The 19,136-nt window shown below is 71.4% G+C and carries 18 protein-coding genes and 1 pseudogene; 11 read left to right on the top strand and 8 right to left on the bottom strand.

Annotation, left to right across the window (positions count from 1 at the left end; all coding sequences use genetic code 11):
• The first annotated feature begins 22 nt into the window (after positions 1-22).
• The 7 genes from cysC to OG429_RS29585 all read left to right on the top strand — a co-directional run bounded on the left by cysC (position 23) and on the right by OG429_RS29585 (position 6,680).
• The gene (gene cysC / locus OG429_RS29615) at positions 23-568 is read left to right on the top strand and encodes an adenylyl-sulfate kinase (RefSeq protein WP_328930464.1); all 546 of its coding nucleotides are present in this window, start codon (positions 23-25) and stop codon (positions 566-568) included.
• Positions 565-1,503, top strand: coding sequence for a sulfate adenylyltransferase subunit CysD (cysD, locus tag OG429_RS29610; protein ID WP_328928297.1), 939 nt, complete (start codon positions 565-567; stop codon positions 1,501-1,503). Before cysC ends, cysD begins: the two co-directional genes overlap by 4 nt.
• Positions 1,504-1,505: 2 nt before the next feature.
• Positions 1,506-2,837: a sulfate adenylyltransferase subunit 1 gene (locus OG429_RS29605; RefSeq protein WP_328928296.1), complete on the top strand. Its 1,332-nt coding sequence runs from the start codon at positions 1,506-1,508 to the stop codon at positions 2,835-2,837.
• 230 nt (positions 2,838-3,067) lie between these two features.
• Entirely contained in the window at positions 3,068-4,216 is a 1,149-nt protein-coding gene (locus OG429_RS29600; RefSeq protein ID WP_328928295.1) for an aliphatic sulfonate ABC transporter substrate-binding protein, read from the top strand.
• A gap of 34 nt (positions 4,217-4,250) precedes the next feature.
• Positions 4,251-5,045, top strand: coding sequence for an ABC transporter ATP-binding protein (locus OG429_RS29595; RefSeq protein ID WP_328928294.1), 795 nt, complete (start codon positions 4,251-4,253; stop codon positions 5,043-5,045).
• A complete protein-coding gene (locus tag OG429_RS29590) occupies positions 5,032-5,913 on the top strand; it encodes an ABC transporter permease (protein ID WP_328928293.1) in 882 nt (293 codons plus the stop codon). The genes OG429_RS29595 and OG429_RS29590 overlap by 14 nt, the downstream gene beginning before the upstream one ends.
• 5 nt (positions 5,914-5,918) lie before the next feature.
• A complete protein-coding gene (locus OG429_RS29585) occupies positions 5,919-6,680 on the top strand; it encodes a sirohydrochlorin chelatase (protein ID WP_328928292.1) in 762 nt (253 codons plus the stop codon).
• A gap of 16 nt (positions 6,681-6,696) precedes the next feature.
• Here the strand turns inward: OG429_RS29585 and OG429_RS29580 are convergent, their stop codons facing one another.
• Positions 6,697-7,698 carry a ketopantoate reductase family protein gene (locus tag OG429_RS29580; protein ID WP_328928291.1) on the bottom strand — a complete coding sequence of 334 codons (1,002 nt, stop codon included), beginning with the start codon at positions 7,696-7,698 and terminating at the stop codon, positions 6,697-6,699.
• Between the two features lie 44 nt (positions 7,699-7,742).
• On the opposite strand from OG429_RS29580, the pseudogene OG429_RS29575 reads away from it, so the two are divergent.
• Together OG429_RS29575 and OG429_RS29570 are read left to right on the top strand one after the other, a co-directional pair.
• Positions 7,743-8,391: pseudogene (locus tag OG429_RS29575) on the top strand (aldo/keto reductase).
• Between the two features lie 376 nt (positions 8,392-8,767).
• A complete protein-coding gene (locus OG429_RS29570) occupies positions 8,768-10,627 on the top strand; it encodes a transglycosylase domain-containing protein (protein ID WP_328928290.1) in 1,860 nt (619 codons plus the stop codon).
• Between the two features lie 138 nt (positions 10,628-10,765).
• On the opposite strand, the gene OG429_RS29565 is transcribed toward OG429_RS29570, so the two are convergent.
• From OG429_RS29565 to OG429_RS29535, 7 genes are all read right to left on the bottom strand, one after another.
• Positions 10,766-11,434, bottom strand: a complete 669-nt coding sequence (locus OG429_RS29565) for a DUF4360 domain-containing protein (protein WP_405677949.1) — start codon at positions 11,432-11,434, stop codon at positions 10,766-10,768.
• A gap of 60 nt (positions 11,435-11,494) precedes the next feature.
• The gene (locus OG429_RS29560; protein ID WP_328928289.1) at positions 11,495-12,145 is read right to left on the bottom strand and encodes a DUF4360 domain-containing protein; all 651 of its coding nucleotides are present in this window, start codon (positions 12,143-12,145) and stop codon (positions 11,495-11,497) included.
• Positions 12,146-12,418: 273 nt separating this feature from the next.
• Positions 12,419-12,967 carry a DUF1697 domain-containing protein gene (locus OG429_RS29555; RefSeq protein WP_328928288.1) on the bottom strand — a complete coding sequence of 183 codons (549 nt, stop codon included), beginning with the start codon at positions 12,965-12,967 and terminating at the stop codon, positions 12,419-12,421.
• 210 nt (positions 12,968-13,177) lie between these two features.
• Positions 13,178-14,380, bottom strand: coding sequence for a macrolide-inactivating glycosyltransferase (gene mgt, locus OG429_RS29550; RefSeq protein ID WP_328928287.1), 1,203 nt, complete (start codon positions 14,378-14,380; stop codon positions 13,178-13,180).
• 43 nt (positions 14,381-14,423) lie between these two features.
• The gene (locus OG429_RS29545) at positions 14,424-15,734 is read right to left on the bottom strand and encodes an ABC transporter substrate-binding protein (RefSeq protein WP_328928286.1); all 1,311 of its coding nucleotides are present in this window, start codon (positions 15,732-15,734) and stop codon (positions 14,424-14,426) included.
• Entirely contained in the window at positions 15,734-16,612 is an 879-nt protein-coding gene (locus tag OG429_RS29540) for a carbohydrate ABC transporter permease (protein WP_328928285.1), read from the bottom strand. Before OG429_RS29540 ends, OG429_RS29545 begins: the two co-directional genes overlap by 1 nt.
• Entirely contained in the window at positions 16,612-17,550 is a 939-nt protein-coding gene (locus OG429_RS29535; RefSeq protein ID WP_405921966.1) for a carbohydrate ABC transporter permease, read from the bottom strand. Before OG429_RS29535 ends, OG429_RS29540 begins: the two co-directional genes overlap by 1 nt.
• Before the next feature lie 112 nt (positions 17,551-17,662).
• Here OG429_RS29535 and OG429_RS29530 point away from each other — a divergent pair, with 112 nt between their 5' ends.
• Positions 17,663-18,517 carry a phosphotransferase enzyme family protein gene (locus tag OG429_RS29530; protein WP_328928283.1) on the top strand — a complete coding sequence of 285 codons (855 nt, stop codon included), beginning with the start codon at positions 17,663-17,665 and terminating at the stop codon, positions 18,515-18,517.
• On the top strand, positions 18,517-19,134 hold the full coding sequence (locus tag OG429_RS29525; RefSeq protein ID WP_328928282.1) for a hypothetical protein: 618 nt from the start codon (positions 18,517-18,519) through the stop codon (positions 19,132-19,134). The genes OG429_RS29530 and OG429_RS29525 overlap by 1 nt, the downstream gene beginning before the upstream one ends.
• The last annotated feature ends 2 nt before the right edge of the window (positions 19,135-19,136 follow it).

Here is a 19,136-nt window from a genome sequence, read left to right as displayed (position 1 = left end):
AGAACTTACGGAGACGGAGCAGATGAGCGTGAGCGACCAGGGCGCCACCGTGTGGCTGACCGGGCTGCCGAGCGCGGGCAAGACCACCATCGCCTACGCGCTAGCCGAGCGGCTGCGCACCGAGGGCCACCGTGTGGAGGTCCTCGACGGCGACGAGATCCGCGAGTTCCTCTCCGCCGGCCTCGGCTTCAGCCGCGAGGACCGGCACACCAACGTGCAGCGGATCGGCTTCGTCGCCGAACTCCTCGCGAGCAACGGCGTCAAGGCGCTGGTGCCGGTGATCGCGCCGTTCGCGGACAGCCGTGAGGCCGTTCGCAAGCGGCACGCCGCCGAGGGCACCTCCTACCTGGAGGTGCACGTGGCCACTCCGGTCGAGGTCTGCTCGGAGCGTGACGTGAAGGGCCTGTACGCCAAACAGGCGGCGGGCGAGATCTCCGGTCTGACCGGGGTCGACGACCCGTACGAGGCGCCGGAGTCCCCGGACCTCCGTATCGAGTCGCACACGCAGACCGTGCAGGAGTCGGCCTCGGCCCTGCACGCGCTGCTCACCGAGAGGGGTCTGGCATGACGACGACCGTCGCACACGTCCACGACGAGACCGACGCGCCGTACGCGCTGTCACACCTCGACGCTCTTGAGTCGGAGGCCGTGCACATCTTCCGTGAGGTGGCGGGTGAGTTCGAGAAGCCGGTGATCCTGTTCTCCGGCGGCAAGGACTCGATCGTCATGCTGCACCTGGCGCTGAAGGCGTTCGCGCCGGCGCCGGTGCCCTTCACGCTGCTGCACGTCGACACCGGCCACAACTTCCCCGAGGTCCTCGCCTACCGCGACGCGGCCGTGGCGAAGCACAACCTGCGGCTGCACGTGGCCTCCGTGCAGGAGTACATCGACGCCGGCAAGCTCCGCGAGCGCCCCGACGGCGTGCGCAACCCGCTGCAGACCGTCCCCCTCACCGAGGCGATCCAGCAGCTGGGGTTCGACGCCGTGTTCGGCGGCGGCCGCCGCGACGAGGAGAAGGCCCGCGCCAAGGAGCGGGTGTTCTCCCTGCGTGACGAGTTCTCCCAGTGGGACCCGCGCCGCCAGCGCCCCGAGCTGTGGCAGCTCTACAACGGCCGCCACGCCCCCGGCGAGCACGTCCGGGTCTTCCCGCTCTCCAACTGGACCGAGCTGGACGTCTGGCAGTACATCGACCGCGAGGACATCGAACTCCCCGAGATCTACTTCGCCCACGAACGGGACGTCTTCCAGCGGGCCGGCATGTGGCTGACCGCAGGCGAGTGGGGCGGCCCCAAGGACACCGAGCCGGTCGAGAAGCGGCTGGTCCGCTACCGCACCGTCGGTGACATGTCCTGCACCGGCGCCGTCGACTCCGACGCCACCACGCTGGACGCCGTCATCGCCGAGATCGCCGTGTCCCGGCTCACCGAGCGGGGTGCGACCCGCGCCGACGACAAGCTGTCCGAGGCCGCGATGGAAGACCGCAAGCGCGAAGGGTACTTCTAGACATGACGACCACCACCGAGCAGCTCAGCGCCACGACGCTGCTGCGCTTCGCCACCGCGGGTTCCGTCGACGACGGCAAGTCCACCCTGGTGGGCCGCCTGCTGCACGACTCGAAGTCGGTCCTGGAGGACCAGCTCGAGGCCGTGGAGCGGGTCTCCCAGGACCGCGGCCAGGACGCCCCGGACCTGGCCCTCCTCACCGACGGCCTGCGCGCCGAACGCGAGCAGGGCATCACCATCGACGTGGCCTACCGCTACTTCGCGACCGCCCGGCGCCGGTTCATCCTCGCCGACACCCCCGGACACGTGCAGTACACCCGGAACATGGTCACCGGCGCCTCCACCGCCGACCTGGCCGTGGTCCTGGTCGACGCCCGCAACGGCGTGATCGAGCAGACCCGCCGCCACGCCGCCGTCGCCGCCCTGCTGCGCGTCCCGCACGTCGTGCTGGCCGTCAACAAGATGGACCTCGTCGGCTACCAGGAGACGGTCTTCGCCTCGATCGCCGAGGAGTTCACCGCCTACGCCTCCGACCTCGGGGTCCCCGAGATCACCGCGATCCCGATCTCGGCGCTGGCCGGCGACAACGTGGTCGAGCCGTCCGCGAACATGGACTGGTACGGCGGCCCCACCGTCCTGGAGCACCTGGAGACCGTCCCGGTCAGCCACGACCTCACCGCCTGCCCGGCCCGCTTCCCCGTCCAGTACGTGATCCGCCCCCAGTCCGCCGAGCACCCCGACTACCGCGGCTACGCCGGCCAGATCGCCTCCGGGGTCCTGCGCGTCGGCGAGCCCGTCACCGTCCTGCCCTCCGGCCGCACCAGCACCATCGCCGGCATCGACACGCTCGGCCAGTCCGTGGACATCGCCTGGGCACCCCAGTCGGTGACCCTGCGGCTCGCGGACGACATCGACATCTCACGCGGCGACCTGATCGCACCCTCCGCGAGCGCCCCGGCCACCACCCAGGACGTCGAGGCCACGGTCTGCCACGTCGCCGACCAGCCCCTGGCCGTCGGCGCCCGCGTCCTGATCAAGCACACCACACGCACCGTCAAGGCCATCGTCAAGGAGATCCCCTCCCGGCTCACCCTCGACGACCTGTCCCAGCACCCCAGCCCCGGACAGCTCGTCGCCAACGACATCGGCCGCGTCGTCGTCCGCACCGCCGAGCCCCTCGCGCTCGACGCGTACGCCGACTCCCGCCGCACCGGATCCTTCCTCCTCATCGACCCGGCCGACGGCACCACCCTCGCGGCGGGCATGGCCGGCGAATCCTTCGCCTCCAAGGCCGAGACGGCAGTCCAGGCGGACGAAGAAGGGTGGGACTTCTAGATCATGCTTTCCGACATCTACTCCACCTTCGCGAAGGAGGGCGGCCGGGTAGGCAGCGGCGCCCTCGGCAGCGGCCAGGGAGGGGTGGCGCGATGTGCGCGATGACCGAATTGCCGTCGGCATCCCGCCTTCGCGCCCTCACCCCCCACGAGCCGTACCCGAGACCGCCCTTGCCCCACAGACGAAGACGTGCGTCATGAGATGACCACGTCACGAGAGGAAGTCCTCCCGTGCCTGCCACCGCCATCACCACCGGTGATACCCGTACCACCCGCTCCTCCCTGCGCCGCGGCGTCGTCGCCGCTGCCGCGCTGCCGCTGCTGATCGGCGCACTCGCCTCCTGCGGCTACGGCTCCCAGGCGCAGAAGACGGAGGACAAGACGGCCAACGCCGCCGCGACCGGCGGCAAGAAGCTGTCGGCTGCCGAGGTGCGTATCGGGTACTTCCCGAATCTGACGCACGCCACCGCGCTGGTCGGCCTCCAGGAGGGCCTGATCCAGAAGGAGCTGGGCGGCACCGCGATCAAGCCGCAGTCCTTCAACGCCGGTCCGTCCGAGATCGAGGCCCTCAACGGCGGCTCTCTCGACATCGGCTTCATCGGCCCCTCGCCGTCGATCAACGCCTACGTGAAGTCCAGGGGCACCAACCTGCGGATCATCTCCGGCTCCGCCTCCGGCGGCGTCAAGCTGGTCGTGAACCCGGACAAGATCAAGACCCTGGACGACCTCAGGGGCAAGAAGATCGCCACCCCGCAGAAGGGGAACACCCAGGACGTCGCGTTCCTCAACTGGATCTCCGAGAAGGGCTGGTCGGTCGACCCGGAGTCCGGCAAGGGTGACGTCTCCGTCGTCCGCACGGACAACAAGGTCACCCCGGACGCCTTCAAGCAGGGCTCGATCGACGGCGCCTGGGTGCCCGAGCCCACGGCCTCCAAGCTCGTCTCCGACGGCGGCTCCGTACTCCTCGACGAGACCGCCCTGTGGCCCGACAAGAAGTTCGTGATCACGAACGTCATCGTGTCGCAGAAGTTCCTCAAGGAGCACCCGGACGTCGTCGAGGCCGTCCTGGCGGGCACGGTGAAGACCAACGAGTGGATCAACGCGAACCCGGACAAGGCGAAGGCCTCCGCCAACGCGAAGCTGCAGGCGGAGAGCGGCAAGGCACTCGACGCCAAGGTCATCGACCCGGCGTGGCCGTCCATCCTGGTCACCGACGACCCGCTGGCGACGACGCTGAAGACCGAGTCCGAGTGGGCCGTCAAGGCCAAGCTCATCGAGCAGCCCGACCTGGCCGGGATCTACGACCTGACGCTGCTGAACAAGGTCCTCAAGGCCGCCGGCAAGCCCGAGGTCTCCGACGCCGGTCTCGGCGCCAAGTAACCCCGAAATCCAGCAACCCCAGGAGGTGACGACCATGGCCACCACGCTCGCCAAGGCTGCCGAGGGCATCGCAGCGGAGCACACGCACGCCGCGCGCATCGAGCACGTCTCGAAGTCCTTCTCCGGCCCGGCCGGATCGCAGCTCGTCCTGGACGACATCAGCCTCGATGTCGCTCCCGGCGAGTTCGTCACCATCCTGGGGGCCTCCGGATGCGGCAAGTCCACCCTGCTGAACCTGGTCGCCGGTCTCGACAAGCCCAGCGCGGGCACCATCGAAACCCCCGGCGGCCGTCCCGCCCTGATGTTCCAGGAGCACGCCCTGTTCCCGTGGCTGACCGCGGGCAAGAACATCGAACTCGCCCTGCGCCTGCGCGGGCTGCCCAAGACCGACCGCAAGCCCGAAGCCGAACGCCTCCTGGAGCTGGTCCGCCTCGGCGGCGCCTACGGCAAGCGCGTCCACGAACTGTCCGGCGGCATGCGCCAGCGCGTCGCCCTGGCCCGCGCGCTCGCCCAGGACAGCCAGCTCCTGCTGATGGACGAGCCGTTCGCCGCGCTCGACGCCATCACCCGGGACGTACTGCACGGCGAACTCACCCGCATCTGGGCCGAGACCTCGCTGTCCGTCCTGTTCGTCACCCACAACGTCCGCGAGGCCGTGCGCCTCGCCCAGCGGGTGGTCCTGCTCTCCTCGCGGCCCGGCCGGGTCGCCAAGGAATGGACCGTGGACATCGCCCAGCCGCGCCGCATCGAGGACGCGGACGTCGCGGAACTGTCCCTTGAGATCACTGAACACCTGCGTGGGGAGATCCGCCGCCATGGCCAGCACTGACACGAAGGCGAAGACGGACGACCTGGCGGGCCTGGAGGCCGGCCTCGACGCCCTGGACGCGGTCCAGACCCACCGCACCCCCGTCCGCGAACTCCTCGTCAAGAAGGTCCTGCCGCCGTTCCTGGCCGTCGGCCTCGTCCTGCTGGTCTGGCAGATCCTCGTCGCGGCCAAGGTCACCGAGGAGACCAAACTCCCCGCCCTGTCCGCCGTATGGGACAGCCTGTCCGGCATGTGGCTCAAGGGCACGCTCCTGGACATCATCTGGACCAGCGTCTCCCGCGGCCTGCTCGGCTTCCTCCTCGCCCTGGCCATCGGCACCCCGCTCGGCCTCCTCGTCGCCCGGGTGAAGTTCGTCCGCGCCGCGATCGGCCCGATCCTGCAGGGCCTGCAGTCCCTGCCCTCGGTCGCCTGGGTGCCACCGGCGGTACTCTGGTTCGGCCTCAACGACGCCATGATGTACACGGTGATCCTGCTGGGCGCCGTCCCGTCCATCGCCAACGGCCTCGTCTCCGGCATCGACCAGATCCCGCCCCTCTACCTGCGGGCCGGCCGCACCCTGGGCGCCACCGGGCTGAGCGGTGCCCGGCACGTGGTCATGCCGGCCGCACTGCCCGGCTACCTGGCCGGCCTCAAGCAGGGCTGGGCCTTCTCCTGGCGCTCCCTGATGGCCGCCGAGATCATCGCCAGCTCCCCCGACCTCGGCCTGGGCCTGGGCCAGCTGCTGGAGAACGGCCGCAACAACATCGACCTGCCCGGCGTCTTCCTCGCGATCATCCTCATCCTCGTCGTCGGCATCGCCATCGACCTGCTGATCTTCAGCCCGGTCGAGCGCTGGGTGCTGCGCAGCCGCGGCCTGCTGGTCAAGTGAGTCCCGTGTCCCCCGCGCCGGCACTCCTGGTCATAGCCCACGGCAGCCGCGACCCGCGGCACGCGGCGACCGTGCACGCCCTCACCGGGCGGGCCCGGGCGCTGCGGCCCGGGCTGCGGGTGGAGACGGCCTTCCTGGACTTCAACACCCCGTCCGTGGGGCAGGTTCTGTCCTCGCTGTACCTGTCGGGCGTACGGGACGTCGTGGCACTGCCGCTCCTGCTCACCCGGGCGTTCCACGCGAAGTCCGACATCCCGGCGGCGCTGGCCGAGTCGACGGCCCGGCTGCCGGGGCTGTCGGTCCGGGTGGCCGATGTCCTCGGCCCGTCCCCGCTCCTCGTCTCGGCCCTCGAACGCCGGCTGGCCGAGGCCGGACTCACCCCGGCGGACCGCGCCACCACCGCGGTGGTGCTCGCGTCCGCCGGTTCCACAGACCCGGAGGCGATCGCAGCGATCGCTGAAACCGCGCGGGAGTGGCGGCACACCGGTTGGTGCGCCGTGCGGCCTGCGTTCGCCTCCGCTGCCCTTCCCCGTACGGAAGACGCCGTACGGGCCCTGCGTGCCGAGGGCTTCGCCCGGGTGGCGGTGGCTCCCTACGTCATCGCCCCGGGGCGGCTCCCGGACCGCATCGCGGCGGGCGCCGAAGCCGCGGGCGCGGACGTGATCGCGCCGGTCCTCGGCGCGGCCCCGGAACTGGCCCGCCTGCTGCTGCGCCGCTACGACGCCGCCGCCTCGGCCCCGGCCCGCCTCCCCGCCCTGTCGGCGTAGCCGCGCCCCGCCGGGGTCAGGACCGGGCCGCGGCCTCGTCGGCCAGGGCGGTCAGGTCCTCGATGGACATCGCGCCCGGCGGCAGGCCCTCGCGGGCGAAGATGTTCGCCGCGTGCCGCAGCACGTCGTTCACCGGCGTCGGCACCCCGTGCAGCCGGCCCAGCAGAGAGATCTCCCCGTTGAGGTAGTCGGCCTCGACCGACCCCGTCCCCCGCGCCAGGCTCTGCCACGACGACCCGCCCCGAATCCCCGGCGGCTGGTTCACCTTGCCGTCGCGCGCTTCGGCCTGCTCGGCCTCCGAGGCGTACGCGATGCCCGCGGCCGCGAAGGCCGCCTTCGCCTCGCCGGCGGCCCGCCCCAGCAGCGCCGCCTTCGCGGCGTCCGGCTCGGGGCCCGTCGTGGCCTGGATCGCGTTGCCCAGGTTCCCCAGGAGCTTCGCGTACTTCCACCGCATCACGTCCTCGACCACCGGCGCCTCGAAGCCGGCCTTCCCGAGGTCCGCCGCGACAGCGCGGGACACGGCGTCCGTGCCGCCCGCCGCCAGGCCCACGTGCAGGATGCCGGTCAGCGGCGTGCACAGCGCCGAGACCACGCCCGGCTCCAGGAAGGTGGAGGGCAGCCATACGCACACCCCGTACACCCGCGCGAAGCGCCGTAGCGCCAGCCGCTCGCTCTCCACGCCGTTCTGCGCGCACAGCACCGGCAGCCGCTGCGCCGCAGTACCGCCGCCCGCGACCTCCGCGTCGCCCCACGCGTCGAGCGCGGCGACGGCGTCCTGGGTCTTCACCGTCAGCAACAGCACGTCGTCCGGCCGCAGTTCGCCCAGTTCGGCCGGTCCGGAGGCCACGGGCAGCCGGTGCACCCGCGTCCCGCCGGCCGTCGTGAGCCGCAGGCCGTCCGCCCGCAGGGCCTGCGCGTGAGCGCCGCGCGCGACGAGGACGACCTCGCCGCCCGCCTCCGCGAGCCGTCCGCCGATGGTGGCGCCCACCGCGCCCGCGCCGATGATGATGTAACGCATGCCCAGAGCCTGGCACATCCGGGGCCCCGCGTTACCGTCGGGGCATGGTGAACGAGGTATTCGCGCTCGGTGGGGACCTGCCCGTGCGGCGGCCCGGTTTCGGTACGGGCGGTCTGGTCGGCCCCGGCTACTGAGGCCCGCGCGGCGGGCGCGCCGAGGCCCGGGAGCTGCTGCGTACGGCGGTGGAGCGCGGAGTCGCCCTCATCGACACCGCCGACAACTACGGCCCCGACCTGGCCGAGGAGCTGATCGCCGACGCCCTGCGCCCGTACGGGGAGCAGCTCGTCGTCGCCACCAAGAGCGGGGTGGTGCGCATCGGTCCCGATCAGTGGCATGTGGCGGGGCGCCCCGAGCAGTTGCGGGCGATGTCCGAGGCGAGCCTGCGGCGGCTGCGCGTGGAGCGGATCGGCCTGTACCAGCTGCACCGCTTCGACCCCGCGGTGCCGATGGCGGAACATCTGGGCGCACTGGCCCAGTTGCGTGCGGAGGGCAAGATCCGGCACATCGGGCTGGACACGGTCACCGCCGGGCAGCTGCGCGCGGCGGGCGTGGCTGCTGCACCGTTCGCCCGTGCTGTGCCCCACTCCGGGTACGGGTTCGCCCGTACACCTGGCGGAGAACCTGGACGCGGCGACGATCCGGCTCACCGCACGGGAGCTGGAGCTGCTGGACGCGCTGACGACCGTCCGGTGATTCCCGGTGGCGCACGACGCCGACCGCGTCACCGACCTGTCCGGACAGCCCTTGAAGCCCGTGCCGCGTATGAAGATTTCATGAACGGCCCAACCTCGAACGCGATCTGATCATCTTCTCCGCCGAGCCCGTCACCGCCCCCGAGGTGACGGACTCGCGATCGAGGAGGTTGGCATCCCCCATGAGGCTGCCCCACAAACGCCGCGCGGATCGCATCGGAAGTCCGGACGACACGGAAAGCCCGGACCAGTCGGAAGGTCCGGAGCGCACACGGCGCCGCGCGGGCCGAGCGAAGAACCGTAGGAGAGCAGTCCGCAAGGCTCGTCGCCGCCCCATCGACTTCCCCAGGCACGGCCGGCGGGGCTGGCGGCGCTGGATGCCCTCCTGGAAACTGATCTCCGGCTTGTTCCTGCTCTTCGCCGGCGCCCTCACCGGCCTCTTGACCGCCGTCTACCTACAGGTCGAGATCCCGAACGCGCACGACTCCGCGCGCCGGCAGGCCACCGTCTACTACTGGGCGGACGGCAGCCGGATGGTGAGCGTCGGCGATGTGAACCGGCAGGACGTGAAGCTCTCCCAGGTGCCCGATTCCGTCCAGCGCGCCGTCATCGCGGCGGAGAACGCGGATTTCTACAGGGACTCGGGCGTCTCCGTGACGGGCATCGGCCGCGCTGCTGTCAACATCGTCAAGGGCGATGAGACCCAGGGCGGCTCGACGATCACGCAGCAGTACGTGAAGAACACCTATCTGAGCCAGGACCAAACCGTCGAGCGAAAGATCAAGGAACTCTTCCTCTCCTTGAAGGTCAGCAACCAGCGGCCCAAGACGGAGATCCTTGAGGGGTATCTCAACACTTCTTGGTTCGGCCGCGACGCGTACGGCGTCCAGGCAGCCTCGTACGCGTACTACGGCATCCCCGCCAAGGAGCTGAACCCCAGTCAGGGAGCTCTGCTGGCCGCTGTCCTCAAAGGCGCGGAAAGCTTTGACCCGTCCCTCAGCGCCGACAACCACGAACGCGCGGAGGACCGCTGGAGCTGGATCCTGGACCGTCAGGTCAGCACGGGCACGATGAGCGCCGAGGAACGCGCGAAGTACACGGAATTCCCCGAGCCGAAGCCTCCCGTCAAGCCGACCAGTCAGGCCGGGCAGATCGGCTACCTCGTCGACATCGCCAACAAGTACCTCAAGAGCCGCAGCGGGATCACGGGCAAGGAGCTGGCCAGTGGCGGCTACAGCGTTCACACCACCTTCGAGAAGGACAAGGTCCTCGCGCTGACCAAGGCCGTCGAGCAGGTACGTGCGGACCGACTGGACCCGAAGAACCGCGCGGACGACGAGTACGTGCAGGTCGGCGCCGCCTCGATACGCCCCGAGGACGGAGCGATCGTCGCGGTCTACGGCGGCTCGGATGCGATCGAACACTTCACCAACAACGCGGACACCTCAGGCGTCCCTGCTGCCTCGGCGTTCAAACCCTTCGTGTACGCCGCCGCGCTGGAGAAGGAGCTCGAAGGCAGGGAACGCTCCGCCGAGAGCGCTGATCCGGATCCTCTGAAACCCGCGCCGATACGGGCGCCCATGGCATCCATGGACCTCCACTCGGCCCTGGTGGACTCCTCCCACACGCCCTTCGTGGAGATCGGCAAGGAGATCGGGCTGAAGAAGGTCAAGGAGCTCGCGGTCGCGTCGGGACTGCGTGAGGAGAGCATGGCCAAGCTGGAGCCGACCTTCTCCATCGGTACCTCCACCCCCAGCGCCGTCCGGCTGGCCAGCGCCTATACGACCTTCGTCAACGAGGGCCGGGCCACCGAGCCCTACTCGGTGTCCAAGGTCGAGCGGAACGGCGTCGCGGTGGACGGCTTGGGCCGACCCAAACCGCGGCGGGCAATGAGCTCCGAGGCAGCCTCGATCGTGGGCGCGGCGCTCCGTCAGGTGAGCGGGAGCGCCGTCGGACCGCCGACGGGCCGGCCGGCCGCCCCGTCCTGGGCAGGCAAAACCGGTCCGAACGACCGTATGAACTCAGCCTGGTTCATCGGCGCGACGCCGGACCTGAGCACTTCGGTCGCGATGTTCCGTACGAAGCCCGACGTCCCGCAACTGCTGCCCATGCAGGGTGTGGGCGGCCCGGATGCCGAGCGGGGCAGCGCCTTCCCGCCGCTGATCTGGAAGGCTTACAACGAGGCGGCGGTGCCTGCGCCACCGTACCCGGCGGATGGTCCCCAGGACCGCCCGTGACGGTCTCGTAGCGCGGGACGCTCTCCGGTGTCGGTCCGGGGGCGCGATCGACCCGATCGTGCCCCCGGACCGACGGGACGGCGGACAGCGTCGGGGTCAGCCGGCCACCGAGGACCGGCTCACGGGCGAAACGACCTCTCAGGGGGTCGGGCACACCTGCCAGGCGAGGTGGTAGAGGGTGCTGACACTGGCGTCCGTGGAGTCCATGGCCATGAAGCTGGTGGACGTCTGCGGGTTGGAAGTGCCCGCATTCACGCGCAGTTCGGTATTGATGTTGAAGTTGCGCTTCTCTCCGCACGGCGCCCAGACGAGATCGGCGTACTCCGTCTTGTCACTCGATTGCCAGTTGTCGTTGAGCGGCCCGTTGAACTGATGGGTCCGCTGGGAAGTCTGGGGCATTCCCTGGAAGTAGTAGCTCGCCCGTTCCTGACCCCAGGCACCGGGCTGCAGAAACGCGAATCCGCGGTAGTCCGCCTGGACGATGGCGTAGGTGAAACCCGAAGGCACGTGCACGCGGAGATTGAGCTGGCAGTTCTTGCGGAATGCCGTGGGCGGGGCGCCGGGGCCGACCTGCGCGAGGTATTCACTGTAGGTGACGGTGAAGGCGGTGTTGTCCGGTGCGACGGCCACCTCGGCGGTGCCTTCGCGGCAGCCGGATCCGTTCACCGTGGCGAGCTCGATCACGATCTTGTCCGGGGGAGCCGTGATCAGCGGGCCGGGACCGGCCGCTCCGGCCGGCGTCGCCGTGGCGATCAGCGCGGCGGCCGCGCCGATGGTGAGCAGGGTACGAGACAGGGAATGAGACATCGTTGTCACTCCTGACCATGAGTCGGGTTCCTGCACTCACTCGGTGCCGGACTGCCGGCGTCAGACCGCGGTGCATTCCTTCCACTCGAAGTGATAGACCGTGCTGACGCTGCCGTCCGTCGAGTCCATGCTCATGAAGCTCAGGGCCTGCGGGTTCGACGTCCCCGCGTAGACGCGCAGTTCGGTGTTGACGTTGAGGTTGCGCTCCTCGCCGCACGGCGCCCAGACCAGGTCGGCGTACCCCGTCTGGTCGCTCGCCTGCCAGTTGTCCGTGTACGGGCCGTTGAACTGATGGGTCGTACGGGCCGTCTGGGCGGAGCCCTGGAAGTAGTAGTTCGCGCGCTCCTGGCCGAAGGCCCCGCGCTGGAGGTGCGCGAAGCCGCGGTAGTCGGCGCGGGCGATGGCGTAGGTGAACCCCTGGGGCACGTGGATCCGGAGGGCGAGCTGGCAGTTCTTGCGGAACTCGGTACCGCCCGCGTCGGCTCCGGCCTGGGCGAGGTAATTGCTGTACGTGACGGTGAAGGCGGTGTTGTCGGAGGCCGCTGCCACGTCCGCGGTCCCTTGCGGACACCCCGATCCGTTGGCTCCGACCACCTCGACCGTAATTCTCCCGGGCGGCGTGTACACGGAATCGGCCTGCGCGGGTACGGCAACGGCCACGGCCGATAACGCCGCCACGGCCGCGCCGGAAGTCAGTCTGCGGAGCAACATCTCGATTTCTCCATTCGTGCGGACCCGATGCGAATTGGCATGCACATGCCATCACGAACGGGTGAGACCGGGAAGGGCGTGATACGGCCAACGGCCCCGGCGGTATTTCCCTGGCCGATTCCACTCAGGGCCCCGCCCCCCTCCCCGCCCCCTCATCAGCCCGCTCCCCCGCCGCGAGCGGCTACCGCCGGTCGCGCAGGTCGGGAAAATGACCAGAACCACCCCGAGAGGCCCGGCCGCGCCTCCGCGTGGCGGACCGGAGCTCGCCCCCGCTCACCCCTGCGTGAGCTCCACGAGCTTCACGACGGTGTTCCAGTTGCGGCTGGTCGCGTCGACGCCCTTGAGGACGGACGGCCTCAGCAGGACCGGGGCCAGTTCGGAGCGGCCCAGGCCGCCCGGGGCGTAGAGGTAGATGACGCGGTCGCCGAGCCGGTACTCCTCCGGGAGGTACGCCGCCTTGTCGATCGCGGCGAACCGTTCGGCGCCGGGCTGCTCGGAGAGGAAGGTGGCGTGCAGCTGCTTGCCCTCCAGCTCGGCCGCCGGGAAGGGGCAGGCCTCGACGACGGCCCGCAGGTACGCGCCGTCCCTCACCAGGCACGGCACCGGAAACCCGAAGTGGGCCTCGACGGCCGCCTCCAGCTCCCTGGCGAGCGCCGTCGGGTCCTTCTCGGCGCTGCTGAAGACGGCGTTCCCGCTCTGCAGGTACGTCTGTACCTCGCCGTGCCCGAGCCCCTCCAGCACGGAGCGCAGCTCCACCATCGGGACCTTCTTGCTCCCGCCGACATTGATGCCGCGCAACAGCGCCGCGTATTTCTTCGCCATGGGGGCACACTAAGCGGCCTCGGGGAAGTGGGGTGCGTTTCCGCGTCGTCCGGTGCGGTGCATCGCACGGCGCAGCAGTGCCCTTGTACTGGACGTACTCGTGAATTGCGACAACGCGGCGAGGTGCCGTGCCTGGGGGCACCTCCCAGCGGTAGCCGGGGGAACGGCGCGGGGACCTGCCCCACTTCTCCGAGGCCGCTGAGGCCCGCCCTAGGACAGTTCGGCCTCGATGAGGTCGGCGGCCTGGCGCGTGCCGCCCTCGGTGGCCATCTGCGCGCGGACGGCTTCGGCGCGCCGGGCGACCTCGGGGTCGGCGAGCAGTCCGAGTACCGCTTCCCGCAAGGTGGTGGCGTCCGCCCGGTCCATCGGGACGTGCCGGGCCACGCCGAGCGCGGCCAGCATGTCGGCGTTGGCGAACTGGTCGACGGCCTGCGGTACGGCGACCATCGGGGTGGCGGTGGCGAGGCCCTCCTGGCTGCCGCCGGCGCCCGCATGGGTGATGAAGGCGTCGGCCTGGCGCAGGATGTCGAGCTGGGGAACCCAGCGGTGGACCTCGACGTTGGCGGGGATCTCGCCGAGGTCCGCCTCGTCGGTGAACTTGCCGATCTGCAGGACGACGTGCCAGTCGGACAGGTCCCCGAAGGCGTCCATGCAGGCCCGGTAGAAGGCGGGCTGCTTGGTGAAGGCGGAGCCGAGCGAGACCAGCAGCACCTTCCTGCCGTCGGCCGGATCGGGGCGCTGCCAGCGCCCCTGGGTCGCCGCGCGGTCGCCCTGGCAGGCGCCGACGAAGGTGTGCACGGACTCGTCGACGCGGTCGGCGTTCGGCTGGAGGGCCCGGGGGATCAGGACGAGGCCGCGGCGCGGGGCGGCCTGGAAGCGGTCGACCTGGTCGCCGAGGCCGTTCTCGGTCAGCCAGGCGGCGAACCTGGCGTAGTAGGCCTGTCCGCGCTCCGACGCCTTCAGCTCGGCGAACATGGGCGCCGCCACCTCCTCCTCGTACCCCTCCCAGGCGACCATGTTCGGCGAGAGGGAGACGGCGGGCACGCCCCAGCGGTGGGCGAGCACGGGTGCCGGGTAGGCGGTGATGTCGTGGATGACGAGGTCCGGTTCGTCGCCCTCGAAGGCGGCCGCGAGCTGCGGGAGCGCCTGGACGGCGTCGTCCAGGAAGGGCTCCAGGTTGTCGATGAGCTCGGTTCCCCACGCCTCGGGATCGTCGTCGGTGGGGAGGGTGGAGGTCCAGATCACCGGCGTGGCGCCGGTCTCGGCGATCTTCTCGGCGAAGGCGGCGGGGATGGCGTAGCTGACGCGGTGGCCCCGGGCGACGAGTTCCCGGATCACTTCGATGCTCGGGTTCACGTGCCCGTGGGCGGCGATGGAGAACATGGCGATGTGTGCGGGCTTGGCTGAGGTCATGCCCACGACCCTAGCGAGACGATACGTCTCGTGCAACGTGAATTCATCTCTGGTAGCGCGCGAGCACCCTGCTCCCGCCCCCCACCAGGCGTTTCTCCAGTTCTCCTAGGTCGATGGCCCCGCTGTAGAACTCCTGGAGCGCCGGCGTGGCGACCTTGTCCTTCCATTCGGGATAGCCGCGCACCGACTGGGCGGGCGCCGGGCGCAGCCCGCCCGCCAGGGCCGTGCCGGTGGCCCAGCCGAGCTCGGGGGTGTGCAGGGCGGGGTCGGCCAGCGCCTGCGTGCCGGTCGGCAGCATCCAGTCGCCGCGGGCGAGGCGGACCATGTTGGCCGGGCTCAGCATGAAGTCGACGAAGGCCGCGGCCTCCTTCTTGTGCTGGCTGTCCCGTGCGATGGAGAGGGTCTGCGGGCTCACCCCCTGCATCGGCCCGCCGAGGCCGTCCGCCCCGGCCGGAGGCGGCAGCACCTGCCAGGCGAAGCCGGGCGGAGCCTGCCGCGCGATCTGCTGGCGGTACGAGAACCCGAGCGGCACCATCGCGTACCGGCCGCCGAAGAAGCCGGGCAGGGTGTCGGACCCGCCCATGGCGAGCGTGGCCCGGGAGGCGCTGCGGTCGGTCTCGATCTGGGCCCGGATGGTGGCGGGGACCACGGCGTCGCCCTCGGCCCAGCGGATGACGGCCCTTCCGTCGGTGTCGCGGTGGAAGAGCCTGCCGCCCGCGGACAGGCCGAGGTTGAGGGTGGCGGAGACCGGGTCCCTCAGCGGCCAGGCCACCCCGTACCGGCCCTCGCCGGTGAGCTGCCGGGCGGCCGTACGGAACTCCTCCCAGCTCCAGGGGGCTTCGGGGGTGGGGATGCGGACCCCCGAGGCGCGCAGGAGCCCGGTGTTGGCCATCAGGACCCTGGGTTCCTGGAGGAACGGGACCCCGTACACACCACCGTCGGCTCCAAAGGTCACGGACTCCCAGGAGGCGGCCGGGATGTCGGTCCTGAGCCGGTCGGAGAGGAGGGGCCGCAGGTCGGCGAGGTAGCCGCCGTGGGCGAAGTCGGCGAGGTCGTCGGAGGCGTCGTGGATGACGTCGGGCGCCTCGCCGCCCTCGAAGGAGGTCAGCAGCTGGTCGTGGACGCTGCTCCAGCTGCCCTGGACATAACGGACCTGGACCTCGGGGTGGGCGGCGTTCCACGCCGCGACCAGGGCCTTGTTCGCGTCGACGGACTCCTTCTGCCAGGCGAGCGACTGGAAGCTCAGCCGTACGGGCCCGTCACCGGCGCCGCCGCCCGGCGGGGAGCACCCGCCGAGCAGCCCGGCCACCAGTGCGAGCGCGCCCGCCCCGGCCCGCCACCCGCTGGTCCTCATCAGCTCTTCACCGCCCCGGCCAGCATGCCGCCGGTGATCCGCTTCTGGATGACCGCGAAGATCACCAGTGAGGGAAGGGTCGCGAGGAAGGCCGCGGCGGCGAGCGGGCCGAGGTCGGCGGCGCCCTCGGCGCCCAGGAAGTGGGTCAGAACGACCGGCAAGGTCTGCTTCTCCGGGGTCTTGAGGAGGACGAGGGCGAAGAAGAACTCGTTCCAGGCGGTGATGAAGGCGAACAGCGCGGTCGCCACGATCCCCGGCGCCAGCAGCGGCGCGACGACCGAGACGAGGGTGCGCAGCCGCCCGGCCCCGTCCATCGCGGCCGCCTCCTCCAGCTCCGGCGGGACGGCCCGGACGTAGCCGACCAGCATCCACAGGGCGAACGGCAGCGACCAGACGACGTAGACGAGGACCAGGCCCGGCACGGAGTTGACCAGGTGCAGGCTCTTCAGCACCAGGAACAGCGGGATGATCACCAGGACGAAGGGGAAGGCCTGGCTGACCACGACCCAGCCGGTGGCGGCCGCGGCCGCCCGCCCGGGCCGGCGGGCGAGGACGAAGGCCGTGGGGGTGGCGAGGACGACCGCGATCACGGCGGCGCACACCGCGGCGAGCAGGCTGTTCAGCGCGGCGTGCACCAGTGGCTGCTCGGCGAAGGCCCGGCGGAAGTTGCCGAGGGTCGGGTGATCGGGAATCCAGGTGGGGTGCAGGCTGCCGAGTTCGCGCGCGGGCTTGAATGCGGTGGAGACCAGCCACAGGAACGGGAAGGCGAGGAAGACCAGGTAGGCGGCGAGCGCCGCGTACTGGCCGGCCCGCGCGGCCCGGGAGGTCCGGGAGACCGGGGCGGCCCGGGAGGCCCGAACCCCGCGGCGCGGCCCCATCAGGCGTCCCCTTCCCTGAGCCGGCCGGCCAGGTACACGGCGAGCAGGACCGAGATCACCGCGACCATCACACACCCCATGGCCGCGGCGTAGCCGAACTGGCCGTAGCGGAAGGCCTCTTCATACGCGAAGAGCATGGGCAGCCGGGTGCGGCCGCCGGGCCCGCCGTTGGTCAGTACGTAGACCAGGGCGAAGGAGTTGAAGTTCCAGATGAGGTTGAGCGCGGAGACGGACAGCGCCACCGGCCGGATCGCGGGCCAGGTCACCGTCCGGAAGCGGCGCCAGGCCCCGGCACCGTCGAGGGCGGCGGCCTCGTGGAGCTCGTGCGGGGTGTTCTGCAGTCCGGCCAGCAACACGACCGTGGTCTGCGGCATGCCCGCCCAGATGCCGACCACGACGACGGCGGGCAGGGCGGTGGCGAGGCCGCTGAGCCAGTCGGTGTCCCCGGCGAGGCCGAGGCCGGAGAGGATCTCGCCCAGCACCCCCGCGTCGGGGTGGTACACGAGCCGCCACATGATGCCGACCACCACCTCGGGCATGGCCCACGGAATGATCGCGAGCGAGCGCGCCAGCCAGCGCAGCCGGAGGTTCTGGCTGAGCAGCAGGGCGAGGCCGAGTCCCAGCAGGAACTGCGGGACGGTGACCCCGGCCGCCCACACCAGGCCGATCCGGAACGACTCCCAGAACAGCCGGTCGTGGAGCAGGTCCTGGAAGCCCCGCAGCCCGACCCACCGGGTGGGCTCGGTACGCCCGGACTGGGCGTCCGTGAAGGCGAGGGCGAGGCCGTAGAGGAGCGGGCCCACGCTGAGCAGCAGGATGGGTACGAGGGCGGGCAGGACCAGGAACCAGGCTCCGGGGTCGGCCCGTCGGCCCGTGCGCACGGGGGCGGCGGCGGTCACCTTCACCCCCTCCCGGCGGATCGTCCGGATCGTCCGCATCGGGACGGCCGGGCTGCGGTCATCGTGCGCAGGGCCTGATGCCGCGTCAATGCATCGCACACCCGGATGGGAGACTTGGCGCATTCACGACGATCCGGATCCGGAGAACGACATGGACGAGGCGCGGGCCAGGGACGTACTGGCGCAGGCCGGCCTGGACGATGGCGCCGCGCTGCTGGCCCTGGGCGAGAACGCGGTCTTCGCGGCCGGGGACCTGGTCGTGAAGGTGGGCCGCGCGGACCCGGCGCTGCTCGGCCGGGCCGGGCGTGAACTGGCCGTCGCGCACTGGCTGGCGGAGGCCGGGATCCCGGCGGTCCGCGCCGCCGAACCGAAGGCACGGCTGGTGGCCGGGCACCCGGTGACGCTGTGGCACCGGCTCCCGGGCGCGGTGCGCCCCGCGGGCCCCGAGGACCTCGCCGTACTGCTGCGGCAGCTCCACGCCCTGCCCGCTCCGCCGTTCCCGCTGGCCGCGCGGGACCTGCTGGGCGGCGTCGAACGCTGGCTCCGGCTGGCCGCGGACGCCATCGATCCGGCGGACGCCGCGTACCTGCGAGCCCGTCGCGACGCCTACGCCGGTGAGGTCGCCGGGCTCGTGCCGCACCTGCCCCCGGGCCCGATCCACGGCGACGCCCTGCCCCGCAACGTGCACGTCGGCCCGGACGGCCCGGTCCTGGTCGACCTGGAGACCGTATCGGCCGACCTGCGCGAACACGACCTGGTGGTGATGGCCCTCTCCCGCGACCGGTACGGCCTGCCCGCCGAGTCCTACGACGCGTTCGTGACGGCGTACGGCTGGGACGTCCGCGACTGGGAGGGCTGCGCGGTGCTGCGCGGGGCCCGTGAGACGGCCAGCTGCGCCTGGGTCTCCCAGCACGCCCCCACCAATCCGAGGGCCCTGGCCGAATTCCGCCGCCGGGTCGCCTCCCTGCGCGAGGGCGACCGGGAAGCGCGCTGGAGCCTGTTCTGATGAAGCTGTCCCTGACCGTCCACCGGGCCCGCCTCGGCACGGAGGAGTTCCAGGTGATCCGCCCGGCCCGGCCGCCGCGGCGCGCGGTGCTCCTCGATGACTCCTGGTACCTGAACGCCTACGTCGACCAGGTGGCCGCCCGGCTCATGGCCGGGCTGTGGACCCTGGCCGCCTCCTCGCCGCGCTCGCTGATCCACCTGCCCCTGCGGGGCTCCCGCCCGGACGCCGCATCACGCGGGCTCGACCTCGTCCTGCTCCACCACTCGCTCCAGTTCGCCCCCTCGCGCTGGAAGGAGCTGCGGGGACGGCTCGGCCCGGGCCGGCCGCGCAGCGTCGAGCTGTCCGTCCCCGAGCCCGGCACCGGCCTCGCGGCCCTGCACCACGCGGAGAACCGTGACGTGCTGCGCCAGCACATCCACGCCGGGACCCTCTTCGTGACGGGCAGTGCGAAGGTGTTCCACGAGGCCGCCGACGTCTTGCGGCGGGTGGCCGAGGACGGCCCCGGCCACGTCCGCGACGGCTCCCGCCACGGGCACTGCTGCGCGCAGGTGCGCTGCGGCGACGCCCGCGCCCGGGACATCCACGTCGAGTACACCGACGAGTGGGCGGCGGCGTAGGC

This window comes from Streptomyces sp. NBC_00190 (assembly GCF_036203305.1).
Taxonomy (GTDB): domain Bacteria; phylum Actinomycetota; class Actinomycetes; order Streptomycetales; family Streptomycetaceae; genus Streptomyces.
The sequence above is the reverse complement of the archived record's forward strand: the minus strand, read 5'-3'. Positions and strand labels throughout refer to the sequence as shown.